This window comes from Pseudomonas sp. FW305-7 (assembly GCF_058786735.1).
Window position 1 is genome coordinate 25,093 of sequence record NZ_JBYSZA010000040.1, and the last position, 21,000, is coordinate 46,092.

Consider the following 21,000-nt stretch of genomic DNA (forward strand, 5'->3'; position numbering starts at 1 on the left):
GGCTCGGGTGCGGCCGTTAAAGAGATGCAGCATAGATGCATTGGCGGCTCGTTCTAGAGAGCTGCGTCAAACAATTGTTATGTTTTTTGAACGAAGCGCAAGACGGGCGGCATTATACATGTCGTGCCTTACTCTCAAGAGTGCAATTTCCTCAGGTTGTGTCCGCGTATGACAGGCGAAATGAACATCCTCCCGCTCCCGCCCACCACCCCGGCGACCGCTCGCCCGCAGGTGGGTGAGCTGCTCAAGCTGCTGACGCCGGTTGAAGGCTTGATCGGCGCCGGGCAGAGTGCCAAGGCCGAGGTGTTGTCGCTCAAGCAGGCGGATCAGACGTTTCAATTATTGCTGAAGGTGACGCTGGACAGCGGGCGGCAGACCACCGTGCAAGCGACCAGCAATCTGCCATTGCCGCAAGGCACCAGCCTGGCGATCACCCAGCCGTCGGCAGGCAATCTGGCGATCACTGTGCAACAGGCGATTGCCAGCAGCGTCGCCACCCTCACCCGCATCGACACCGCGCAACTGCCGGTCGGTACTTTGTTGCAAGGCAAGGTGCTGACCTCGCAGGTCGTTGCGCAGCCACCGGGTCAAGCGACGGTGTTCCGCTCGATGGTCAGCCTGCTCAATACCGCGTTGAGCGGCAGCACCCTGAGCATCGACAGCCCGCAACCGCTGCGTATCGGCACCCTGCTCTCGGCGCTGGTGGAAGATTCGCAAACCCTGAAATTCCTGCCGCTGAGCAGCCGTCAGGAGCAACTGGCGGTGAGCCAGCAACTGGTCGGCCAGCAGAGTCGCCAGGCATCGCTCAGCGGTTTACTCAACGCGCTGCAAAACCTGCCGGCCGATACCGATCAAACGTCGGCAGATTTGCGCGCAGCGGTGGACAAACTGCTGGCCGGCCTGCCTGACGTGCAGCAACTGAGCACGCCCAAAGGCCTGGCGATGGCGCTGGCCAACAGCGGCATGTTCCTCGAAGCCAAACTGCTGACCGGCCAGAATCCGACGCTAGCCCCGGACATGAAAGCCGGTCTGCTCAAGTTGATCGCGCAACTCACACCCGGCCTGCCCGGCAACACCAATCTGAATGCGATCATTGCCGCCAATACCTTGGCGCAGGCCATGCCGAGTTTCGTCCGCAATGCCCTCGGCATGCTCGGTCAAGTCAGTGCCAAACCGCTGCCAAACAGTTTCCCGCTGCCCGACCGACTGCTGCAAAGCCAGGACGGCGAAGGTGATCTGGAACATTTGCTGCGCCTCGCCGCCGCCGCTGTTTCCCGGCTGCAAAGCCATCAGTTATCGAGCCTGGAACAGACCGGCGTCACCGATGACGGGCGCCTGCTCAGCACCTGGCAACTGGAAATTCCCATGCGTAACCTGCAGGACATCGTGCCGTTGCAGGTCAAGTTCCAGCGCGAAGAAGCGCCGGAGAAAGAGCCGCAACCGAATGAGCGTCGCGACGAACGCGAGCCCAAACAACAATTGTGGCGCGTCGATCTGGCGTTCGACATGGAACCGCTGGGGCCGATGCAGATTCAGGCGCAACTGGTTGCCGGCAGCCTGTCGAGTCAGCTCTGGGCCGAACGGCCGTACACCGCCGACCTGATCGAAAACAACCTGTTCGCTCTGCGCCAGCGCCTGCTCGATCGCGGGCTGAACGTCGGCGATCTGGACTGCCACCACGGCACCCCGCCGCAAGGCAACCAAACCCGCCTCGATCACCGCTGGGTTGACGAAACCGCATGAATGACACCACCGCCCCACGCCAGGCCATCGCCCTCAAATACGACGGCAACCACGCCCCGACCCTCACCGCCAAGGGTGACGAGGAACTGGCCGAAGAAATCCTGCGGATCGCCCGCGAGTGTGAAGTGCCGATCTACGAGAACGCCGAACTGGTGCGCCTGTTGGCGCGCATGGAACTGGGCGACAGCATTCCCGAAGAGCTGTATCGCACCATCGCCGAGATCATCGCGTTTGCGTGGAATCTGAAGGGGAAATTCCCCGAGGGACAGGATCCGGATGCGCCGATGGTCGAGAAGGACATCACCGAACGTGGGGATGATTACTGATCGTTCCCACGCTCTGCGTGGGAATGCCGCCCGTGACGCTCTGCGTCACATTTCACAAGCGGAACGCGGAGCGTCCCAAGATGCATTCCCACGCAGAGCGTGGGAACGATCCCGGTACGACAATCAGTTCTTGTGAAGTTTGCGCATCAACTCCGCCTCAGCCTGGGTCAAACCGCAGGACTGAGTCAGTTCATCAACGCTCGCGCCCATCCCCACCAGTTTCGCCGCTTGGGCGAACGACAGGCTCGATGGATCGCGCTGCTCCAGCGCAACAATCTTGTCAGGCAACGGCCCGACGACCGCGCGCAACTCGTGCAGGGCTTCGCCCATGCGCACGTTGCCGTTCTGGTAGTCGTCAACGCGTTTGGCCAGGTCCTTGATGCGCTGATCACGCAGCGCATCGCCATGAGCCTGTTGCGCGGCAATCACTTTTTGCGCCTTGATGTACGACACAAACATCGCCAGCGTCCCTGCCCAGAAAAGGAACAGGACAATAACCGCAACCTCGAGAATCAAATCAGATGCTCTCCAGTTCCGACCATTCTTCTTCGCTCATCATCTTGTCCAGCTCGACCAGGATCAGCAACTCGTTGTTCTTGTTGCACACGCCTTGGATGAACTTGGCCGACTCTTCGTTACCGACGTTCGGTGCGGTCTCGATTTCCGACTGACGCAGGTAAACCACTTCAGCCACGCTGTCGACCATGATCCCGACCACTTGCTTGTCGGCTTCGATGATGACGATACGGGTGTTGTCGCTGATCTCGCCGGTGCTCAGGCCGAAGCGCTGACGGGTGTCGATCACGGTGACAACGTTACCGCGCAGGTTGATGATGCCCAGCACGTAGCTTGGCGCACCCGGTACCGGCGCGATCTCGGTGTAGCGCAGGACTTCCTGAACGCGCATCACGTTGATGCCGTAGGTTTCGTTGTCCAGTTTGAAGGTCACCCATTGCAGGATCGGATCTTCGGAACCCTTTGCCGCCGTCGCCTTGTCGTTCATACCCTAGCCCCTCGAAGTACCGCGCCTGGCGGTTTATGTTTCGTTTCCGGCATATCGATGCCGGTACTGTCTGTTATGTCGGTTTGTGGTTCGGCTTACTGCCGGACATGTGTTTTGCCCCGCCGCTGGCGATCAACTCGGCCAGTGCGGCGACATCGAGCAAGGCGCACATGTGTTCAATCACCGTGCCGGCGAGCCATGGCCGCTGACCTCGATGACTTCTCCATTTGATTTCATTCGGATCAAGACGCAACGAACGACTGACCTGATGCACCGCCAGGCCCCACTCGTAACCTTGTACCGAAATCACGTACTGCAAGCCCTGACGGAAGTCATCGCGATAGCGATCCGGCATGACCCAGCGCGCGGTATCCAGAACTTTCAGGTTGCCGGCCTGGCTCGGCAAGATGCCGAGGAACCATTCCGGCTGGCCGAACAGCGGCGTCAGTTCATGACCGGCCAGCGAATAGATCGAGCCGAGGCACACCAGCGGCACCGCCAACGTCAGCCCGGCCACGTCGAACAGCAGGCATTCGAACGCTTCGGAGGCCCAGACTGGACGGCCGTCGGTTTCCACGGGCGGTGGCGTATTGCTCGGCGGCAAATGCACTTCCACCAGCGGCGGCACCAGCGTCTGTTCGACGGGTTCGGGCAGCACTGGCGCAGGCTCGGCCACGACCGGTTCCGGCGTGGTTTTCAGAAGCTGGGTTTGCAGCAGTGGCGCCAATGTCGAAACGGGGGCGCGAACCGGCGCTGCCTCTTCGATCAACATCACCGGCGCCTTGGCCGCTGGAGCAACGGCGGGTGCAGCAACCGGCTTCACAGCCTGCTGCGCATCACGCGCCTGCTCTTCCAGCACCGCGGCCTGGAATTCATCCAGCGCCGCCGCACTTTCCACCTCTTCAGGTTCCGCTACGAATGCCGCTGGCAACTCGTCAGGAATCTCCTGCAACAAGCCATCCAGATAAGACTGCAAGGCCAACTGCGGCTTCGACGTCAACTTAAGCGGCCGATTCATGCTCAAGCCACCTGCGGAACAAGTTGTTGCGCCAACAGATGCTTGAGCAGCGCGCGATAAGCCAGCACGCCACGGCTCTTGCCGTCGAATTGCGAGGGCGTGACACCGGCACGGCTGGCGTCGCGCAGACGCGTATCGACCGGGATGTAACCCTGCCAGATCTCGTCGGGGAATTTGTCACGCAGCACGCGCAAGGTATGCATCGATGCCTGAGTACGACGATCGAACAGGGTCGGCACGATGCTGAACGGCAGCGCCTGTTTGCGCGAGCGGTTGATCATCGCCAAGGTGTTGACCATCCGCTCCAGGCCTTTGACGGCCAGGTGTTCGGTCTGCACCGGGATCACCAGTTGCTGGCTGGCCGCGAGGGCGTTGACCATCAGCACGCCGAGCAACGGCGGGCTGTCGATGACGGCGTAATCGAAGTCCTGCCACAACTGCGCCAGACTCTTGGCGATCACCAGACCCAAGCCACTCTGCCCCGGCGACTGGCGCTCAAGGGTGGCCAGAGCGGTGCTCGACGGCAGCAGGGAAATGCGTTCGTCGCTGGTCGACAACAGCAACTGCCCGGGCAAGCCTTGCGGCACAGTGCCCTTGTGCAGAAACAGGTCGTAGTTGCTGTGTTCCAGGCTGTCGGGGTCGTAGCCGAAATAGCTGGTCATCGAGCCGTGCGGGTCGAGATCGACCACAACCACGCGCTTGCCCGCCTCCGCCAGCAAACCGGCTAAAGCGATGGAAGAAGTGGTTTTACCAACACCACCCTTTTGATTGGCGACTGCCCAGACTCTCATTCAGTTCGTTCCTCCCGGCCGATATGCTCGACCGAGACATGGCTCAGCGTGTTAATGCGGGTGACGGAGAATTGACGGCACTCTCGCGTCCCGGCGTCTTGACCGGGGTCGGTGCAGTTTGTGTGCCAGCACGCTTGAGTGCGGCATCCGGTTGCGCGTTGGCGGTTCCGGTGCCCGTGAGGCTGCGGCGCACATCGAGGTTGCGCGATACCACCAGCACCACCCGACGGTTTTTCGCCCGGCCTTCGGCCGTGGCGTTGTTGGCCACTGGCTGGAACTCGCCGTAGCCCACCGAGGCCAGACGGCCAGGGTTCACACCCTGCATCGCCAGCATGCGCACGATGCTCGCCGAACGCGCCGAGGACAGCTCCCAGTTGGTCGGGTACTGCGCGGTGCGGATCGGTTGATCGTCGGTAAAACCTTCAACGTGGATCGGGTTGTCGAACGGTTTGAGGATCGCCGCGACCTTGTCGATGATGTTGAACGCGATGTCGCTCGGCATGGCGTCGCCGCTGCCGAACAACAGGCTGGAGTTGAGCTCGATCTCGACCCACAACTCGTTGCCGCGCACGGTCATCTGGTTAGAGCTGATCAGATCGCCGAACGCTGCGCTGATGTCATCGGCAATGCTCTTCAGCGGATCACTGGCCCCGGCGATACCGGCATCAACCTGCTCGGCATCCTTGACCAGCGGCTTGGCCGGGGTCACGGTCTTCGGTCGCTCTTCGCCAATCGGGATCGGTTTGAGCGAGCGGTCGGAGTCGGTAAAGACGCCGATCAGCGCCTCGGAAATAACCTTGTACTTGCCTTCGTTGATCGACGAGATCGAGTACATGACCACGAAGAAAGCGAACAGCAGCGTGATGAAGTCGGCGTACGACACGAGCCAGCGCTCGTGATTAACGTGTTCTTCCTGATGCCTGCGACGAGCCATAGTCCATTACCCCCATCAATCCATGAAGCCCTGAAGCTTCAACTCGATAGAGCGCGGGTTTTCACCTTCGGCGATCGACAAGATACCTTCCAACAACATTTCGCGATAACGCGACTGTCGCAACGCGATTGACTTCAGTTTGGCCGCGACCGGCAACAGGATCAGGTTGGCACTGGCCACGCCGTAGATGGTCGCGACGAACGCCACGGCGATGCCGCTGCCCAATTGCGTCGGGTCGGCGAGGTTGCCCATCACATGAATCAGGCCCATCACCGCACCGATGATGCCGATGGTCGGCGCATAGCCGCCCATGCTTTCAAAGACTTTCGCCGCTTCGATGTCGCGGGCTTCCTGGGTGTAGAAATCCACTTCAAGGATGCTGCGGATCGCTTCCGGCTCGGCGCCGTCGACCAGCAGTTGCAGGCCCTTGCGCGAGTAGCTGTCGGGTTCGGCATCGGCAACGCCTTCCAGACCGAGCAAACCTTCCTTGCGTGCGGTGAGGCTCCAGTTGACCACGCGGTCGATGCCGCCGGCCAGGTCCACTCGCGGCGGAAAGAAGATCCAGGCGAGGATCTGCATCGCGCGTTTGAACGCGCTCATCGGCGATTGCAGCAGCGCGGCACCGATGGTGCCGCCCAGTACAATCAGTGCCGCCGGGCCGTTGGCCAGCGCACCGAGGTGACCACCTTCAAGGTAGTTGCCGCCGATGATGGCAACAAACGCCATGATGATCCCGATAAGGCTTAGAACATCCATCAGATACACGCCTCGACGATGTGCTTGCCGATGTCGTCCAGACCGTACACCGCATCCGCAAGATCGGCTTTGACAATGGCCATCGGCATGCCGTAGATCACGCAGCTGGCTTCGTCCTGTGCCCACACAGAACTGCCGCCCTGCTTGAGCAGGCGTGCGCCTTCACGACCGTCGGCGCCCATGCCGGTCAACACGACCGCCAGAACTTTGTCACCGTAGGATTTCGCCGCCGAACCGAACGTGATGTCCACGCACGGCTTGTAGTTCAGACGCTCGTCGCCCGGGAGGATTTTCACCGCGCCACGGCCGTCGATCATCATTTGCTTGCCACCCGGGGCCAGCAACGCCAGGCCCGGACGCAGGATGTCGCCATCCTCGGCTTCCTTGACACTGATGCGGCAGAGCTTGTCCAGACGTTCAGCGAAGGCCTTGGTGAACGCTGCCGGCATGTGCTGGATCAGCACGATCGGCGCCGGGAAGTTGGCCGGCAATTGCGTCAACACGCGTTGCAGGGCAACCGGACCGCCCGTCGAGGTACCGATGGCAACCAGTTTGTAGGCTTTGCGTTTCGGTGCCGGCGACGAAGCGCTGGCAGCCGGCGCGCGCGTTGGCGCTGGCGCAGGTGCCGGACGTACCGGGGCGCTGGTGCTGTGGCTGCTGAAGCTCGATGCTGCCGGAGCAGGCGTCGGTGCAGGCGCAGCTACCGGAGCCGGCGCGCTGTAGGCACTGAAACGACGGTTGCTGCGCGAGATGCTATGGACCTTCTCGCACAGCAGTTGCTTGACCTTCTCCGGATTACGCGAGATGTCTTCAAAATTCTTCGGCAGGAAATCCACCGCACCGGCATCCAGCGCATCGAGGGTTACCCGAGCGCCTTCATGGGTCAGCGAGGAGAACATCAACACCGGGGTCGGGCAGCGCTGCATGATGTGCCGCACGGCCGTGATGCCGTCCATCATCGGCATCTCGTAGTCCATGGTGATCACGTCTGGCTTGAGGGCCAGGGCCTGATCAATCGCCTCTTTACCGTTGGTGGCCGTACCGACCACCTGGATGCTCGGATCCGCTGAAAGAATTTCCGAGACGCGGCGGCGGAAAAAACCCGAATCGTCCACCACCAGGACTTTGACTGCCATAAACACTCCATTAGGCGCAGCGGGACGTTGTCGCCCCGCCGCCCCGGATTCAAATACGCCGTGCGGCGTAACGCTTGAGCATGCTTGGAACATCGAGAATCAATGCAATGCGGCCGTCACCGGTGATGGTGGCGCCGGACATGCCCGGAGTCCCTTGCAGCATTTTGCCCAATGGCTTGATGACCACTTCTTCCTGGCCAACCAGTTGATCGACGACGAAGCCGATCCGCTGAGTGCCCACCGACAGGATCACCACATGGCCTTCGCGCTGTTCTTCATGAGCGGCGGAGCTGACCAGCCAGCGCTTGAGGTAGAACAAAGGCAAGGCCTTGTCCCGCACGATCACCACTTCCTGGCCGTCCACGACGTTGGTGGTCGACAGGTCGAGGTGGAAGATTTCGTTGACGTTGACCAACGGGAACGCAAACGCCTGGTTGCCGAGCATGACCATCAGGGTCGGCATGATCGCGAGCGTCAGCGGCACCTTGATGACGATTTTCGAGCCCTGGCCCTTGGTCGAGTAGATGTTGATCGAACCGTTGAGCTGGGAAATCTTGGTCTTCACCACGTCCATGCCGACACCACGGCCGGACACGTCGGAGATCTCGGTCTTGGTCGAGAAACCCGGGGCGAAAATCAGGTTGTAGCACTCGGTATCGCTCAGACGATCGGCCGCGTCCTTGTCCATCACACCGCGTTTTACCGCGATCGAACGCAGGACGTTCGGGTCCATGCCTTTGCCGTCATCGGAGATCGACAGCAGGATGTGGTCGCCTTCCTGTTCGGCTGCCAGCACCACGCGACCACCACGGGCCTTGCCCGACGCTTCGCGTTCTTCCGGCGACTCGATACCGTGGTCGACGGCGTTGCGCACCAAGTGGACCAGCGGGTCGGCCAGGGCCTCGACAAGGTTTTTGTCGAGGTCGGTTTCTTCACCCACCAGTTCCAGGTTGATCTCTTTCTTCAGCTGACGCGCGAGGTCGCGAACCAGACGCGGGAAGCGCCCGAAGACCTTCTTGATCGGCTGCATCCGGGTCTTCATCACCGCGGTCTGCAAGTCAGCCGTGACCACGTCGAGGTTCGACACGGCCTTTTGCATGGCTTCATCGCCGCTGTTCAGGCCCAGGCGCACCAGGCGGTTACGCACCAGCACCAGCTCGCCGACCATGTTCATGATTTCGTCGAGACGTGCGGTGTCGACCCGCACGGTGGTCTCGGCTTCGCTCGCCGGTTTTTCCGGTGGCGGTGCAGCGGCAGCACGGGCCGGAGCCGGTGCAGCAGCGGCAGCCGGTTTTGGCGCTTCGGCTTTCGCTTCAGGCTTGGCGGCAGGCTTCGGCGCAGCAGCAGCGGCCGGTGCTTTCGCAGGCGGCGTGGCGACTGTCGAAGCGGAGCCGGCAGCAGCGGCGCCGACTTCAGTGAACTTGCCTTTACCGTGCAATTCGTCGAGCAGCGATTCGAATTCGTGATCGCTGATCAGATCGCTACCGGCAGCGGCGGCCGCCGGTGCGGCAGGCACAGGTGCCGAGGCAATCGCCGACTCCAGCGCTTCGACGGCGAAGTTGCCTTTGCCGTGCAACTGATCGAGCAGTGCTTCGAATTCGTCGTCGGTGATGTCCGAGCTGTCGCCTGCTGCCGGCGCTGCAGGTTTGGCTGCCGCCGGCGCGACTGCGTCAGCTGCAAATTGACCTTTACCGTGCAACTGATCGAGCAGTGATTCGAACTCGGCGTCAGTGATTTCATCGCTGGCTGCCTCTTCGGCAGTTTGCGCAGGCGCAGCCGCCACCGGGGCTTCGGCTTCGGCCTTGACGGCGTTCAGCGAGTCCAGCAGCTGTTCAAATTCGTTATCGGTGATGTCGCCCGAATCGCCTTCGACGACCAGTTCTTCGATCATCTCGGCCACTGGCGAAGCCGGGGCTTGATCCGCCGATTGCGGCTCGGCCAGACGCGCCAGTGCAGCCAGCAGTTCCGGAGTCGCAGCAGTGATCGGTGCACGCTCGCGGACTTCGCTGAACATGCTGTTCACCGCGTCCAGTGCTTCGAGGACAACGTCCATCAGTTCTGCATCAACGCGACGCTCACCCTTACGCAGGATGTCGAACACGTTTTCGGCGATGTGACAGCACTCCACCAGCTCGTTGAGCTGAAGGAAGCCGGCGCCCCCTTTTACAGTGTGGAAACCGCGAAAAATTGCGTTGAGCAAATCTGCGTCATCCGGACGGCTTTCCAGCTCGACCAGTTGCTCGGACAGTTGCTCAAGAATCTCGCCGGCCTCAACCAGGAAATCCTGAAGGATCTCTTCATCGGCGCCGAAGCTCATTAATGGGGTGCTCCTACAGGTCTAAAAACCCAAAAAACCTAAAATTCCAAAACTCTAGAATCCGAGGCTGGATAACAAATCGTCCACATCGTCCTGACCGGACACAACGTCTTCTCGTTTATCGGCATGAATCTGCGGACCTTCACCCTGCGAGAGATGTTTTTGTGGATCTTTTTCTGCAAGCATCGCTGCACGGTCATGTTCGATGCCCGCAAAGCGGTCGACCTGACTGGCCATGAGCACGAGTTTGAGCAAATTGCTTTCGACTTCGGTGACCAGTTGGGTCACACGCTTGATCACTTGACCGGTAAGGTCCTGGTAATCCTGAGCCAGCAGGATGTCGTTCAGATTGCTCGACACCGCACGGTTGTCCGTGCTGCTGCGTGACAGAAAACCGTCGACCCGGCGCGCCAGTTCGCGGAACTCTTCAGCCCCGACTTCACGACGCATGAAACGCCCCCAGTCGGTACTCAAGGCCTGGGCTTCTTCAGCCAGGCCATTGACCACCGGCGTGGCGCTTTCCACCAGATCCATGGTGCGGTTGGCCGCGGCTTCTGTCAGCTTGACCACATAGCCCAGGCGTTCGGTGGCGTCGGTGATTTGCGACACTTCCTCGGCCTGCGGCATGTGCGGATCGATCTGGAAGTTGACGATCGCACTGTGCAGTTCACGTGTGAGCTTGCCGACTTCCTGATACAGGCCACGGTCACGGGTCTGATTGAGCTCATGGATCAGTTGCACAGCGTCGCCGAACCTGCCTTTTTCAAGGCTCTCGACCAGTTCGACCGCGTGTTTTTTCAGGGTCGACTCGAAATCGCCCTGTGAAGATTCGTTATGCTCCATAGCTCCCCCGCGCGTCATCAGCCGATGCGTTCGAAAATCTTCTCGATTTTGTCTTTCAACGCCTGAGCCGTGAAAGGTTTGACCACGTAGCCGTTCACACCGGCCTGAGCGGCCTCGATGATTTGCTCGCGCTTGGCTTCAGCGGTCACCATCAGCACGGGCAGATGCTTGAGTTTTTCATCGGCACGCACGTGGCGCAGCAGGTCGATACCGGTCATGCCCGGCATGTTCCAGTCTGTTACCAGAAAGTCGATGCTGCCGCTGTTGAGCACCGGAATGGCGGTAGTGCCATCGTCGGCCTCGACGGTGTTGGTGAACCCAAGATCGCGCAGCAGGTTCTTGATGATCCGCCGCATCGTTGAGAAGTCATCAACGATGAGGATTTTCATGTCTTTGTTCAATTCGACCTCCAAGCAGTCTTAAACGCGCCCAGCACCTGGGCGCGCCACTTCAATCAATCGGCGCAGCACTCGAAGACTGTCTGGAGCACAACAGAGCAAGACCGGTGCCGTTCATCACCGCACCAGCCTCGTTCGCAGTGTCCCCACACTGCCTTCAGCGCGCTCGCCACTCCCCCAAACGCCCCCGCAAACGGGCCGCGCACTGGCTGTGTAACTGGCTGACCCGCGATTCACTGACGCCAAGGACTTCACCGATCTCCTTGAGGTTCAGCTCTTCGTCGTAGTACAGCGCCAACACCAGTCGCTCACGCTCCGGCAAATTGGCAATCGCGTCCGCCAGCGCCGCCTGGAAGCGTTCATCTTCCAGATCGCGTGACGGCTCAAGATGAGCACTGGCGCCATCCTCGTGCAGCCCTTCGTGTTCGCCGTCCTGCAAGAGGTCGTCGAAACTGAACAAGCGACTGCCCAGGGTGTCATTCAAAATCCCGTAGTAATCGTCGAGACTCAATTGGAGTTCGGCCGCAACCTCGTGATCTTTAGCATCACGGCCGGTTTTAGCTTCAATTGCCCGAATTGCGTCGCTGACCATACGGGTGTTGCGGTGAACCGAGCGTGGCGCCCAGTCCCCTTTGCGCACTTCGTCGAGCATCGCGCCGCGGATTCGAATGCCCGCGTACGTTTCGAAACTGGCGCCTTTACTGGCGTCGTATTTGGTCGAGACTTCGAGCAGGCCGATCATCCCGGCCTGAATCAGATCCTCGACCTGCACACTCGCCGGCAATCGCGCCAGCAGGTGGTAGGCGATGCGTTTGACCAGTGGCGCGTAACGCTCGATCAACTCGTACTGCGCGTCACGTGCCGACTTCTTGTAGTAGTTCATACCGCTGGCGGTCATAACACAGGCCCTGCCGTTTGCTGCACGAGGCGCTCGACGAAAAACTCAAGGTGGCCGCGCGGGTTGGCAGGCAGTGGCCAGGTATCGACCTTCTGCGCGATCGCCTTGAACGCCAGCGCGCACTTGGAACGCGGGAAAGCTTCATAGACCGCTCGCTGCTTCTGCACTGCCTTGCGCACGCTTTCGTCGTAGGGCACGGCGCCGACGTATTGTAGGGCCACATCAAGGAAGCGATCCGTGACCTTGGTCAACTTGGCGAACAGGTTGCGGCCTTCTTGCGGGCTCTGCGCCATGTTGGCGAGGACGCGGAAGCGGTTCATGCCGTAATCGCGGTTGAGCAGTTTGATCAGTGCGTAGGCATCAGTGATCGAGGTCGGCTCGTCGCAAACCACCAGCAACACTTCCTGGGCTGCGCGAACAAAACTGACTACCGAGTCACCAATACCCGCAGCGGTGTCGATCACCAGTACATCGAGATTGTCGCCGATGTCACTGAAGGCCTGAATCAGACCGGCATGTTGCGCCGGGCTCAGGTGAACCATGCTTTGGGTGCCGGACGCGGCCGGCACGATGCGGATCCCGCCGGGACCCTGCAACAGCACGTCGCGCAATTCGCAGCGGCCTTCGATCACGTCGGCCAGGGTACGTTTGGGCGTCAGGCCCAGCAGAACGTCGACGTTCGCCAGCCCCAGATCGGCGTCCAGCAGCATGACCCGACGGCCAAGCTCTGCCAGCGCCAGAGACAAGTTCACTGACACGTTAGTCTTGCCGACGCCACCTTTGCCGCCGGTCACCGCGATCACCTGTACGGGATGCATGCTGCCCATGTTATTTCTTTACCTTGTCTTGCATAGACGGAGGCCACATTACTGGCTGCGCGTTCACAACCGGAACAATGCATGGCAGACCATCGATGTAGGTACAAAAACTGTTCATGATTACCTCAGCCAACCTGCTTGGTCGGGCTGTGATAGATATCAGCGAACATGTCGGCCATGGCTTCTTCGCTGGGTTCTTCCTGCATTTGCACGCTGACGGCGCGGCTGACCAGTTGATGACGGCGCGGCAGATGCAGATCATCCGGAATCCGTGGGCCATCGGTCAGGTACGCGACCGGCAATTCATGACTGATCGCCAGGCTCAACACTTCGCCAAGGCTGGCCGTTTCATCCAGTTTAGTCAGGATGCAGCCGGCGAGCCCGCAACGCTTGTAACTGTGATAAGCGGCGGTTAGAACCTGTTTCTGGCTGGTGGTTGCCAGCACGAGATAATTTTTTGCACGGATGCCACGCCCGGCCAGGCTTTCGAGCTGCATGCGCAGGGCTGGGTCGCTGGCTTGCAGGCCGGCGGTATCGATCAGCACCACGCGTTTGCGCAGCAGTGGATCCAGCGCCTGCACCAGCGACTGGCCCGGATCGACGTGGGTCACCGGCACATTGAGGATGCGACCGAGGGTCTTCAGTTGTTCCTGAGCGCCGATACGGAAACTGTCCATGCTCACCAGCGCCACATTCTGCGCGCCGTACTTGAGCACATAACGGGCCGCCAGTTTGGCCAGCGTGGTGGTCTTGCCCATGCCGGCGGGGCCGACCATGGCAATCACACCGCCCTCTTCCAGCGGCTCGACTTCCGGTACGGCAATCATCCGCGCCAGGTGCGCGAGCAACATGCGCCAGGCCTGACGAGGTTCTTCGATATCGGTGATCATCGCCAACAGGTCGCGCGACAGCGGGCCGGACAGGCCGATCCGCTGCAGACGGCGATACAGGTTGGCTTGCGCCGGACGGCTGCCTTGCAGCTGATTCCAGGCGAGCGTGCCGAGCTGGACTTCCATCAGCTCGCGCAGGCTGTTCAATTCAAAACGCATCGAATCCAGCGCACGCGGATCCACGCCGCCGGAGGACTGCGCAGGCGCCGGGGCCGGACGCGCCGGGGCGGCGTAAGTCGGCTCGCTCAGCGGCTCAGCGGCAGTCAGCGGCAGGCCAGCGGTCAACGGCAGCCCGGCGAAAATCTGGCGATTGCTATTGCCGTCGGCTTCGCCACGCAGGCTCAGTTCGGCCTGGGCGGTAACGATGCGCGACTGGGTCTTGCGCAGCTCGTCTTCTAGTTCCATGTTCGGAACCCGTGGCGCCAGCGCCGACAATTTGTAATCCAGTGCCGCCGTCAACTCGACACCGCCGGCAATGCGGCGATTGCCAATGATGGCGGCATCAGCGCCCAGCTCATCACGAACCAGCTTCATGGCCTGACGCATATCGGCGGCAAAGAAACGCTTAACTTGCATAAACCACTACCTCAGCCGTTGGGCCCTACTGTCGCAACGATGGTCACTTGCTTGTTGTCCGGTATTTCCTGGTAGGCCAGCACGTGTAGCCCTGGGACCGCGAGGCGGCCGAAACGCGAAAGCATCGCGCGGATCGGGCCTGCTACCAACAGGATCACCGGCTGACCTTGCATTTCCTGACGCTGCGCCGCTTCGATGAGCGACCGTTGCAGCTTCTCGGCCATGCTTGGCTCCAGCAGAACGCCCTCTTCCGAGCCTTGTCCTGCCTTCTGCAGACTATTGAGCAATATTTGTTCCAACCTTGGCTCCAAGGTGATCACAGGTAGCTCGGAGTCAGTGCCTACAATGCTTTGGACGATGGCGCGAGATACGCCGACCCGCACGGCAGCCACCAGCGCGGCGGTATCTTGACTCTTCGCGGCGTTGTTGGCGATGGCTTCGGCGATGCTGCGGATATCGCGTACCGGCACGTGTTCGGCCAGCATCGCTTGCAGCACTTTGAGCAACTGCGACAACGTGACCACGCCCGGCACCAGCTCTTCGGCCAGTTTCGGCGAGCTTTTGGCCAGCAATTGCATGAGTTGCTGGACTTCTTCGTGGCCAATCAGCTCGCTGGAGTGCTTGTACAAAATCTGGTTCAAGTGGGTCGCGACCACGGTACTGGCATCCACCACCGTGTAACCGAGGGATTGTGCCTGGGCACGCTGGCTGATTTCGATCCACACCGCCTCCAGGCCGAAAGCCGGATCTTTGGCGTTGATACCGTTGAGCGTGCCGTAGACCTGGCCCGGGTTGATCGCCAGTTCACGATCCGGGTAGATCTCCGCTTCGGCGAGAATCACGCCCATCAGGGTCAGGCGATAGGCGCTCGGCGCCAGATCGAGGTTGTCGCGGATGTGCACGGTCGGCATCAGGAAGCCCAGATCCTGCGAGAGCTTCTTGCGCACGCCCTTGATCCGTGCCAGCAGTTGCCCGCCCTGATTGCGGTCTACCAATGGTATCAGACGATAACCGACTTCCAGGCCGATCATGTCGATCGGGGTCACGTCATCCCAGCCAAGCTCCTTGGTTTCCATGGCGCGGGCCGGCGACGGCAGCAGTTCCTGCTGGCGCTTGACCTCTTGCAGTGCTTCGACCTTGGCAACGTTCTGCTTTTTCCAGAACAGGTAAGCGCCGCCAGCAGCCAGCGCCGCCATGCTCAGGAACGAGAAGTGCGGCATGCCCGGCACCAGACCCATGACCGCCATCAAACCTGCGGCCACCGCCAGCGCTTTCGGCGAGGCGAACATCTGGCGATTGATCTGCTTGCCCATGTCTTCCGAGCCGGAAGCACGGGTCACCATGATTGCCGCCGCTGTCGATAACAACAGTGATGGCAATTGCGCCACCAAACCGTCACCGATGGTCAGCAAGGCGTAAACCCGGCCGGCGTCGCCGAAGCTCATGTTGTGCTGGAAGATACCGACGGCCATGCCGCCGATAAGGTTGATGAACAGAATCAGCAGGCCGGCGATGGCGTCACCGCGAACGAATTTGCTGGCACCGTCCATCGAACCGTAGAACTCGGCCTCTTGGGCAACTTCCTGACGACGCGCCTTGGCCTGGTTCTGGTCGATCAGACCGGCGTTGAGGTCGGCGTCGATCGCCATTTGTTTGCCGGGCATCGCATCGAGGGTGAAGCGCGCGCTCACCTCGGAAATCCGCCCGGCACCCTTGGTCACCACGACGAAGTTAATGATCATCAGGATCGCGAAGACCACGATACCGACCACGTAGTTACCGCCGATCACTACTTCACCGAAGGCCTGGATCACCTTACCGGCGGCGGCGTGGCCGTCCTGACCGTGAAGCATCACCACCCGCGTCGACGCCACGTTCAATGCCAGCCGCAGTAACGTCGCGACCAGCAGAATGGTCGGGAACACCGCGAAATCCAGCGGCCGCAGCGCGTACACGCAGACCAGCAGGACGACAATCGACAAGGCAATGTTGAAGGTAAAGAACACGTCGAGCAGGAACGGCGGCACCGGCAGCATCATCATCGCCAGCATGACCAGCAGCAACAACGGCACGCCCAGATTGCCTCGACTGAGGTCGGCAACATTCGAGCGAGCAGTGTTGAATAACTGAGAGCGATCCACCGGTTTTCCCCGTTCCTTTAAAGCAAACTTTTGACGCCCAGAGCGGGCTCACGGCGGGTACTGCAAGAAGCCTTCCAACTTTTGCCATTGATTGAAACAGAGGGGTTTGAGCGTGAGTTTCTGCTGACCGCAATGTGAGTTCGCGGAATCTGCAGGTGTCGGACTAGCCGTGGCACACCACACATGACATCTAGAGCTGCCGAAGGCTGCGATCTTTTAACCTTCGCTTTTCCTCAGTGACCGTTCGTCGAAAACACGCCCGCACCTGTCAGATCTGACAGGTGCGCAATTCCCCGATCCCACGTTCAATCACTCCGTCGCCCCCACCATCGACCGGAGCCCGCCGCCATGACCACGTCCCAACACCCGCTAGCCCTCAAACCGCTGTACTTTCCCGCGCTGGTCGCCTTGAATCCCGCCGAGCATTACAGCGGTGGCATTCCTATCCGGGCGGTGGAAGACGATCTGCAAGGCATCATTCCCGCCTGGTTCAACATGAACATTGGCGACAAGGCCGAAGTGTTCTGGGGCAATGCCAATTCGGCAATCTGGAGCAAGACCCTCGATCTCGATATCGAACTCAACAAGGACCTGTCGTTCACCATTCCCAAGGCCCACGTGCTCGACGGCGAGGCCAAGCCAGTGTTCTACCGGATCACCTACAAGAACCAGACGTCGGAAGATTCCAAACCCGAACTGATCCTGCTGGTCAAGCTCACGCGGCCCGGCGAATACGATGACATCGCTGGCGATGACGGCCACTCCGATCTGAAGTTTTCCCTCGACCATGACGAGGTTGACCAAAACCTGCCGGCCAAAGGCGTGACTATGCGCATCGTGCCTTACCGCAACCTCACCCGCTACGATCGCATCCTCGCTCGCTGGGGCAGTCAGCAGGTCACTCACGTTGTCACGCCGGAACAGGCCCTGGACCCGGTCCGCCATCCGATCGACGTGGTGTTCAGTCGCGCCGTGATCGAGACGGCGGGTGATGGCCCGGAAGTGGCGGTGGCTTATCAGGTCGTCGATCGCTGCGGCAATTACCCGGACGAGCGCGCGCCGTGGTCGGCCATTCGCAAAGTGCTGGTGGATCTGGGCGGCAATCGACTGGACGTTCCATTGGTGCTGGTCAAAGGCCAGCCGGCCAACAGCATCAATCTCGATCAGCTCGGCGATGACGATGTGGAGGTCCTCGTCAACACGCCGGCAGCTGATTTCAAGGTCGGTGACAAGGTGTTCCTGACCTGGACGGGCACCCCGGCGCAAGGCTCGCAGATCATCGTCGGGCCACTTGAATTGCCAGTCGCGGTCGTATCGTTTCCTCTGAAATTTCCCATTCCCAATGCATCGGTCAGGGCCATCGCCAAGGGCAGCGCCTCGGTCGGCTACATCCGTCAGCGCAGCGGTGCAGCCGACCGCCCTTCGAAAAACGCCAGCGTCCCGGTGATTGGTGAAATCAGCCAATTGCGCGCTCCCACTGTGGCCGAAGCTCCGGGAGGGAACTTGCCGCCGGAGACACCTTGGGCGACGGTGAACATCCCCTGGTATCCCGGTCGCAACAGCAGCGACCTGATCAATTTGATCTGGCAGGCCCAGGCGCCGGGTGGTAGTACCGTCTATTACGAAGACCCGCGCACCGTCGGCAACGTTGCGGAAAATCAACCAGTGGTGCGCAACGTTAGCAATGCCGAAATCCAGCGTTTCAACGGCCTGAACGTCAAAGTCTTTTACATTGTCACCAACAGCGAAACCGCATTACTGAGCGTGCGCGAGTCGCTGGTGTTCCCGATGCAGGTCGGCGTGCCCTTGCCGACGTTTGACCGACCGGAAGTCGAGGGCGCAGACAATGACGTGCTCGATCCGGACAAGGTCCCGCCGATCGGCGCCACACTGGTGGTGCCGTACCTGGGCACCCGCGACAAGGACCGCGTGACCTGGCGCTGGCGCGGCTCGGCCAGCGGCGGCAGCACCAGCGACCATATCGACCTGATCCCCGCCACCGCCGGCAAACCTGTGCGCATCACCGTGGCCAAGCAATACGTGACGGCCAACCTCAACGGCACGGTGGTCGCTGATTACAGCATTCAGCGAGCGGGAGTTACGCTGGGGAACTCGCATGAATTGACGTTGCGTATTGGCGCGGCGCTGGATCTGGACGCGCCGAAGATCAAGGAGGCCAATGGCAGCACCAGCCTCAATCCGTTAGCGGCCAAGGACAGCCTGACTGCCATCGTCGACTACACCGGTATGGCCATCGGTGATGACATCATCGTCACCTGGACCGGCACGCCACCGAACGGCTCGGACACCTCCGCGAAAAAAACCGTGACCACGCTGGGGCAACAATCGATCCCGCTGAAAAACGCGGTCGTGGCCTTCAACTTGGGCAAAGCGGTGACGGTGAGTTACACCGTGACGCGTGGTGCTGCGCCGGTACCTTCGAAGGTTTTGCCGCTGACGGTGCTGACGATCCCGCATGAACATGCCCAACTGCCCAAGGCAACCATCGATGGCGCGTCCAACGATGATCTCGATGTGACCGCCCTGGCCAATGCGTTCACCCGCGTGGCTGCCTGGCCTTTGATTGCTGCGAATCAGAAAATCTGGCTGCGCTACAGCGGCACCAAAGCCGATGGATCGGAGTACAAAAAGACGACTTATGAGGGAGAAACGCTACGCGGTGATGGCGTGATCGTAGGGCCTTACCCGGCGACACCGGTGGCCGAGTTGCGCGGTCTCAAGGACAACTCGACACTGAAAATCGAATTCAAGGTCACTTTCGACGGCAGCCCCGATGAAGCCAAAGCCGTGACCTTCCCGTCGCGCGTCTACAACGTCAAAGCCGTGCAGGATGTGAAACCGGTGATCAGCACGGTGCAAGACTCCAAGGGTGAAGACATTCCACATAACGGTGGCACGGTCGATCCGAAGATCAAACTGACCGGCACCGCAGCACCGCTTCAGGAAGTCGAAGTATTCGACGGAGCTGCCACTAAAGGTAAACACCCGGTCAATGCCGGTGGCATCTGGACCTGCGATATCACACTGACCGGCATTGCCACTCGCACGTTCACTGCCAAGGCGCAGTACGGTACGGGGCAGGTATCGCTTGGCAGAATCCTCACCCTTTCGAATGCCATCAAGCCAAGCATCACCTCGGTGAAAGACTCGACAGGCATTGAAATTCCCTCTAACGGCAAGACGTACGATAACACTCTCAAATTGACCGGCGGCGGTACACCGCGCCTGAAAGTCGAGATCTTTGACGGGCCGACGTCCAAAGGTATAGCGGAGGTGCGTGCCGATAACGGCCGTTGGGAACTTGAGGTGAAAGCACTGAACGCCGCGCTGCACAGTTTCACCGCCAAGGCGCTGTACGCTCCGGGGGAGACATCTGCCGCAAGGACATTAACCGTAATGACGCGTCCTGAACTTATCGTGGATCCGTCCCTGCTCAGAATCAGCGGGTACAACATATCAATCGAAGGCTCGGGACTGCCATGGGTCCTGACTGGCGTCGATCCTATCGGAACCGCGTTCGATCGTAGAGCCGAAGGTGGGGTTCCTCCTTATATCTATGAATCCCTCGACGAGCGCATTGCTTCAGTTGATCGCCTTCTCGGTATCGTCAGAAGTCAAGGCAACGGAAGCACCACTATCAGAGTTCGCGACCAGGCGAATCAAATTAAGGAGTTCCCCGTCACCGTTTCCAATGTGGCCCATTACGTATCTTCCAATAATCAGAAATTCAATCATGAGGAATACCGCGCATGGGCGCAAAGCGTTGGTGCGGAACCAATCCCAGATCATGAATACGGCTATCACTGGAAAGTCCTAAATAAAAAATTCATAGCCACTGAGCACTTCTACCCAGACGGCTGGTGGAGTGGGGGTGTGACACAAGTCGGAGAAATTACCCGTGCAAGCCGAATGGGCTATAGCTCCCAATCAAAAGAATGGTGGAGCCACGGCGTGTCTTTGAGCAATCAGCTCCCGGGGTTTGCCATGTACCTTCCCGATCAAAAAAAACCTACCTGATCACATCAATAGTGCAACTTTGATTTGCCTTATCCACTGGCCCTCCAAGGGCCGTGGATGGGGTTGCTCCTAAACTTGCGCTCTTCCAATGATAAGAAATCTGCGTGACTTCTATTGGGACGGGCGCTTTCGATTAGGACTGGCCAGTCTCGAGCTCACCTCCGCCGGGGCGGCCGATATGCAGCAACAGGTCCACGCGGCGGCGATGTTGGTGTGCGATGGCTGTGTTGGTGCAGCAGGTCCAGGCTCGGGTTTGAAGGCTACAATCTTTTGCTTTTAAACAGACACGTTTAAATGACACGCCAAGACACGTAATCAGGCTACACGACCTTGCGTAATTGCCTACAGCTACGCCAGAATCCGCCGGCTTGTGC

Annotated in this window: 17 protein-coding genes; 3 read left to right on the forward strand and 14 right to left on the reverse strand. The window is 60.1% G+C overall.

Annotated elements, in window-relative coordinates; translation table 11 throughout:
- Nucleotides 1-168: 168 nt before the first annotated feature.
- Together fliK and AC3WMT_RS28690 are read left to right on the forward strand one after the other, a co-directional pair.
- Entirely contained in the window at nucleotides 169-1,743 is a 1,575-nt protein-coding gene (gene fliK, locus AC3WMT_RS28685) for a flagellar hook-length control protein FliK (protein WP_103306832.1), read from the forward strand.
- Nucleotides 1,740-2,069 carry an EscU/YscU/HrcU family type III secretion system export apparatus switch protein gene (locus AC3WMT_RS28690; protein WP_103306833.1) on the forward strand — a complete coding sequence of 110 codons (330 nt, stop codon included), beginning with the start codon at nucleotides 1,740-1,742 and terminating at the stop codon, nucleotides 2,067-2,069. Before fliK ends, AC3WMT_RS28690 begins: the two co-directional genes overlap by 4 nt.
- 123 nt (nucleotides 2,070-2,192) lie before the next feature.
- Here AC3WMT_RS28690 and AC3WMT_RS28695 read toward each other — a convergent pair whose 3' ends face one another.
- The 14 genes from AC3WMT_RS28695 to flhA all read right to left on the reverse strand — a co-directional run bounded on the left by AC3WMT_RS28695 (nucleotide 2,193) and on the right by flhA (nucleotide 16,588).
- The gene (locus AC3WMT_RS28695; RefSeq protein WP_103306834.1) at nucleotides 2,193-2,585 is read right to left on the reverse strand and encodes a DUF2802 domain-containing protein; all 393 of its coding nucleotides are present in this window, start codon (nucleotides 2,583-2,585) and stop codon (nucleotides 2,193-2,195) included.
- 1 nt (nucleotide 2,586) lies between these two features.
- Nucleotides 2,587-3,072 carry a chemotaxis protein CheW gene (locus AC3WMT_RS28700; RefSeq protein WP_025111919.1) on the reverse strand — a complete coding sequence of 162 codons (486 nt, stop codon included), beginning with the start codon at nucleotides 3,070-3,072 and terminating at the stop codon, nucleotides 2,587-2,589.
- A gap of 73 nt (nucleotides 3,073-3,145) precedes the next feature.
- Nucleotides 3,146-4,090 (reverse strand): CheW domain-containing protein, encoded by a 945-nt coding sequence (locus tag AC3WMT_RS28705; protein WP_103306835.1) that lies wholly within the window; start codon nucleotides 4,088-4,090, stop codon nucleotides 3,146-3,148.
- Between the two features lie 2 nt (nucleotides 4,091-4,092).
- Nucleotides 4,093-4,881, reverse strand: a complete 789-nt coding sequence (locus AC3WMT_RS28710; RefSeq protein ID WP_103306836.1) for a ParA family protein — start codon at nucleotides 4,879-4,881, stop codon at nucleotides 4,093-4,095.
- Nucleotides 4,882-4,924: 43 nt separating this feature from the next.
- The gene (gene motD / locus AC3WMT_RS28715; protein ID WP_064120990.1) at nucleotides 4,925-5,815 is read right to left on the reverse strand and encodes a flagellar motor protein MotD; all 891 of its coding nucleotides are present in this window, start codon (nucleotides 5,813-5,815) and stop codon (nucleotides 4,925-4,927) included.
- Nucleotides 5,816-5,830: 15 nt separating this feature from the next.
- Nucleotides 5,831-6,571: a flagellar motor protein gene (locus tag AC3WMT_RS28720; protein ID WP_095190692.1), complete on the reverse strand. Its 741-nt coding sequence runs from the start codon at nucleotides 6,569-6,571 to the stop codon at nucleotides 5,831-5,833.
- On the reverse strand, nucleotides 6,571-7,707 hold the full coding sequence (locus AC3WMT_RS28725; protein ID WP_103306837.1) for a protein-glutamate methylesterase/protein-glutamine glutaminase: 1,137 nt from the start codon (nucleotides 7,705-7,707) through the stop codon (nucleotides 6,571-6,573). Before AC3WMT_RS28725 ends, AC3WMT_RS28720 begins: the two co-directional genes overlap by 1 nt.
- 49 nt (nucleotides 7,708-7,756) lie before the next feature.
- The gene (locus AC3WMT_RS28730; protein ID WP_103306838.1) at nucleotides 7,757-10,024 is read right to left on the reverse strand and encodes a chemotaxis protein CheA; all 2,268 of its coding nucleotides are present in this window, start codon (nucleotides 10,022-10,024) and stop codon (nucleotides 7,757-7,759) included.
- Nucleotides 10,025-10,078: 54 nt separating this feature from the next.
- Nucleotides 10,079-10,867, reverse strand: coding sequence for a protein phosphatase CheZ (locus AC3WMT_RS28735; RefSeq protein ID WP_027613919.1), 789 nt, complete (start codon nucleotides 10,865-10,867; stop codon nucleotides 10,079-10,081).
- Between the two features lie 17 nt (nucleotides 10,868-10,884).
- Nucleotides 10,885-11,256, reverse strand: a complete 372-nt coding sequence (locus AC3WMT_RS28740) for a chemotaxis response regulator CheY (protein ID WP_024012118.1) — start codon at nucleotides 11,254-11,256, stop codon at nucleotides 10,885-10,887.
- Between the two features lie 166 nt (nucleotides 11,257-11,422).
- Nucleotides 11,423-12,163, reverse strand: a complete 741-nt coding sequence (gene fliA, locus AC3WMT_RS28745; protein WP_003222919.1) for an RNA polymerase sigma factor FliA — start codon at nucleotides 12,161-12,163, stop codon at nucleotides 11,423-11,425.
- Nucleotides 12,160-12,990, reverse strand: a complete 831-nt coding sequence (gene fleN, locus AC3WMT_RS28750) for a flagellar synthesis regulator FleN (RefSeq protein ID WP_003222917.1) — start codon at nucleotides 12,988-12,990, stop codon at nucleotides 12,160-12,162. Before fleN ends, fliA begins: the two co-directional genes overlap by 4 nt.
- A gap of 116 nt (nucleotides 12,991-13,106) precedes the next feature.
- Complete coding sequence (gene flhF, locus AC3WMT_RS28755) at nucleotides 13,107-14,447, reverse strand: flagellar biosynthesis GTPase FlhF (RefSeq protein ID WP_103306839.1); 1,341 nt, start codon at nucleotides 14,445-14,447, stop codon at nucleotides 13,107-13,109.
- Nucleotides 14,448-14,458: 11 nt separating this feature from the next.
- Complete coding sequence (gene flhA / locus AC3WMT_RS28760; protein ID WP_103306840.1) at nucleotides 14,459-16,588, reverse strand: flagellar biosynthesis protein FlhA; 2,130 nt, start codon at nucleotides 16,586-16,588, stop codon at nucleotides 14,459-14,461.
- A gap of 348 nt (nucleotides 16,589-16,936) precedes the next feature.
- Between flhA and AC3WMT_RS28765 the strand changes: the two genes are divergently transcribed.
- The gene (locus AC3WMT_RS28765; protein WP_492578044.1) at nucleotides 16,937-20,626 is read left to right on the forward strand and encodes an immunoglobulin-like domain-containing protein; all 3,690 of its coding nucleotides are present in this window, start codon (nucleotides 16,937-16,939) and stop codon (nucleotides 20,624-20,626) included.
- Nucleotides 20,627-21,000 lie beyond the last annotated feature (374 nt).

What these genes read in the sequence shown, in the direction of transcription:
- fliK (WP_103306832.1), top strand. Translation starts at nt 169, where the DNA reads ATGACAGGCGAAATGAACATCCTCCCGCTCCCGCCCACCACCCCGGCG.
- AC3WMT_RS28690 (WP_103306833.1), top strand. Translation starts at nt 1,740, where the DNA reads ATGAATGACACCACCGCCCCACGCCAGGCCATCGCCCTCAAATACGAC.
- AC3WMT_RS28700 (WP_025111919.1), bottom strand. Translation starts at nt 3,072, where the DNA reads ATGAACGACAAGGCGACGGCGGCAAAGGGTTCCGAAGATCCGATCCTG.
- AC3WMT_RS28705 (WP_103306835.1), bottom strand. Translation starts at nt 4,090, where the DNA reads ATGAATCGGCCGCTTAAGTTGACGTCGAAGCCGCAGTTGGCCTTGCAG.
- AC3WMT_RS28710 (WP_103306836.1), bottom strand. Translation starts at nt 4,881, where the DNA reads ATGAGAGTCTGGGCAGTCGCCAATCAAAAGGGTGGTGTTGGTAAAACC.
- motD (WP_064120990.1), bottom strand. Translation starts at nt 5,815, where the DNA reads ATGGCTCGTCGCAGGCATCAGGAAGAACACGTTAATCACGAGCGCTGG.
- AC3WMT_RS28720 (WP_095190692.1), bottom strand. Translation starts at nt 6,571, where the DNA reads ATGGATGTTCTAAGCCTTATCGGGATCATCATGGCGTTTGTTGCCATC.
- AC3WMT_RS28725 (WP_103306837.1), bottom strand. Translation starts at nt 7,707, where the DNA reads ATGGCAGTCAAAGTCCTGGTGGTGGACGATTCGGGTTTTTTCCGCCGC.
- AC3WMT_RS28730 (WP_103306838.1), bottom strand. Translation starts at nt 10,024, where the DNA reads ATGAGCTTCGGCGCCGATGAAGAGATCCTTCAGGATTTCCTGGTTGAG.
- AC3WMT_RS28735 (WP_027613919.1), bottom strand. Translation starts at nt 10,867, where the DNA reads ATGGAGCATAACGAATCTTCACAGGGCGATTTCGAGTCGACCCTGAAA.
- AC3WMT_RS28740 (WP_024012118.1), bottom strand. Translation starts at nt 11,256, where the DNA reads ATGAAAATCCTCATCGTTGATGACTTCTCAACGATGCGGCGGATCATC.
- fliA (WP_003222919.1), bottom strand. Translation starts at nt 12,163, where the DNA reads ATGACCGCCAGCGGTATGAACTACTACAAGAAGTCGGCACGTGACGCG.
- fleN (WP_003222917.1), bottom strand. Translation starts at nt 12,990, where the DNA reads ATGGGCAGCATGCATCCCGTACAGGTGATCGCGGTGACCGGCGGCAAA.
- flhF (WP_103306839.1), bottom strand. Translation starts at nt 14,447, where the DNA reads ATGCAAGTTAAGCGTTTCTTTGCCGCCGATATGCGTCAGGCCATGAAG.
- AC3WMT_RS28765 (WP_492578044.1), top strand. Translation starts at nt 16,937, where the DNA reads ATGACCACGTCCCAACACCCGCTAGCCCTCAAACCGCTGTACTTTCCC.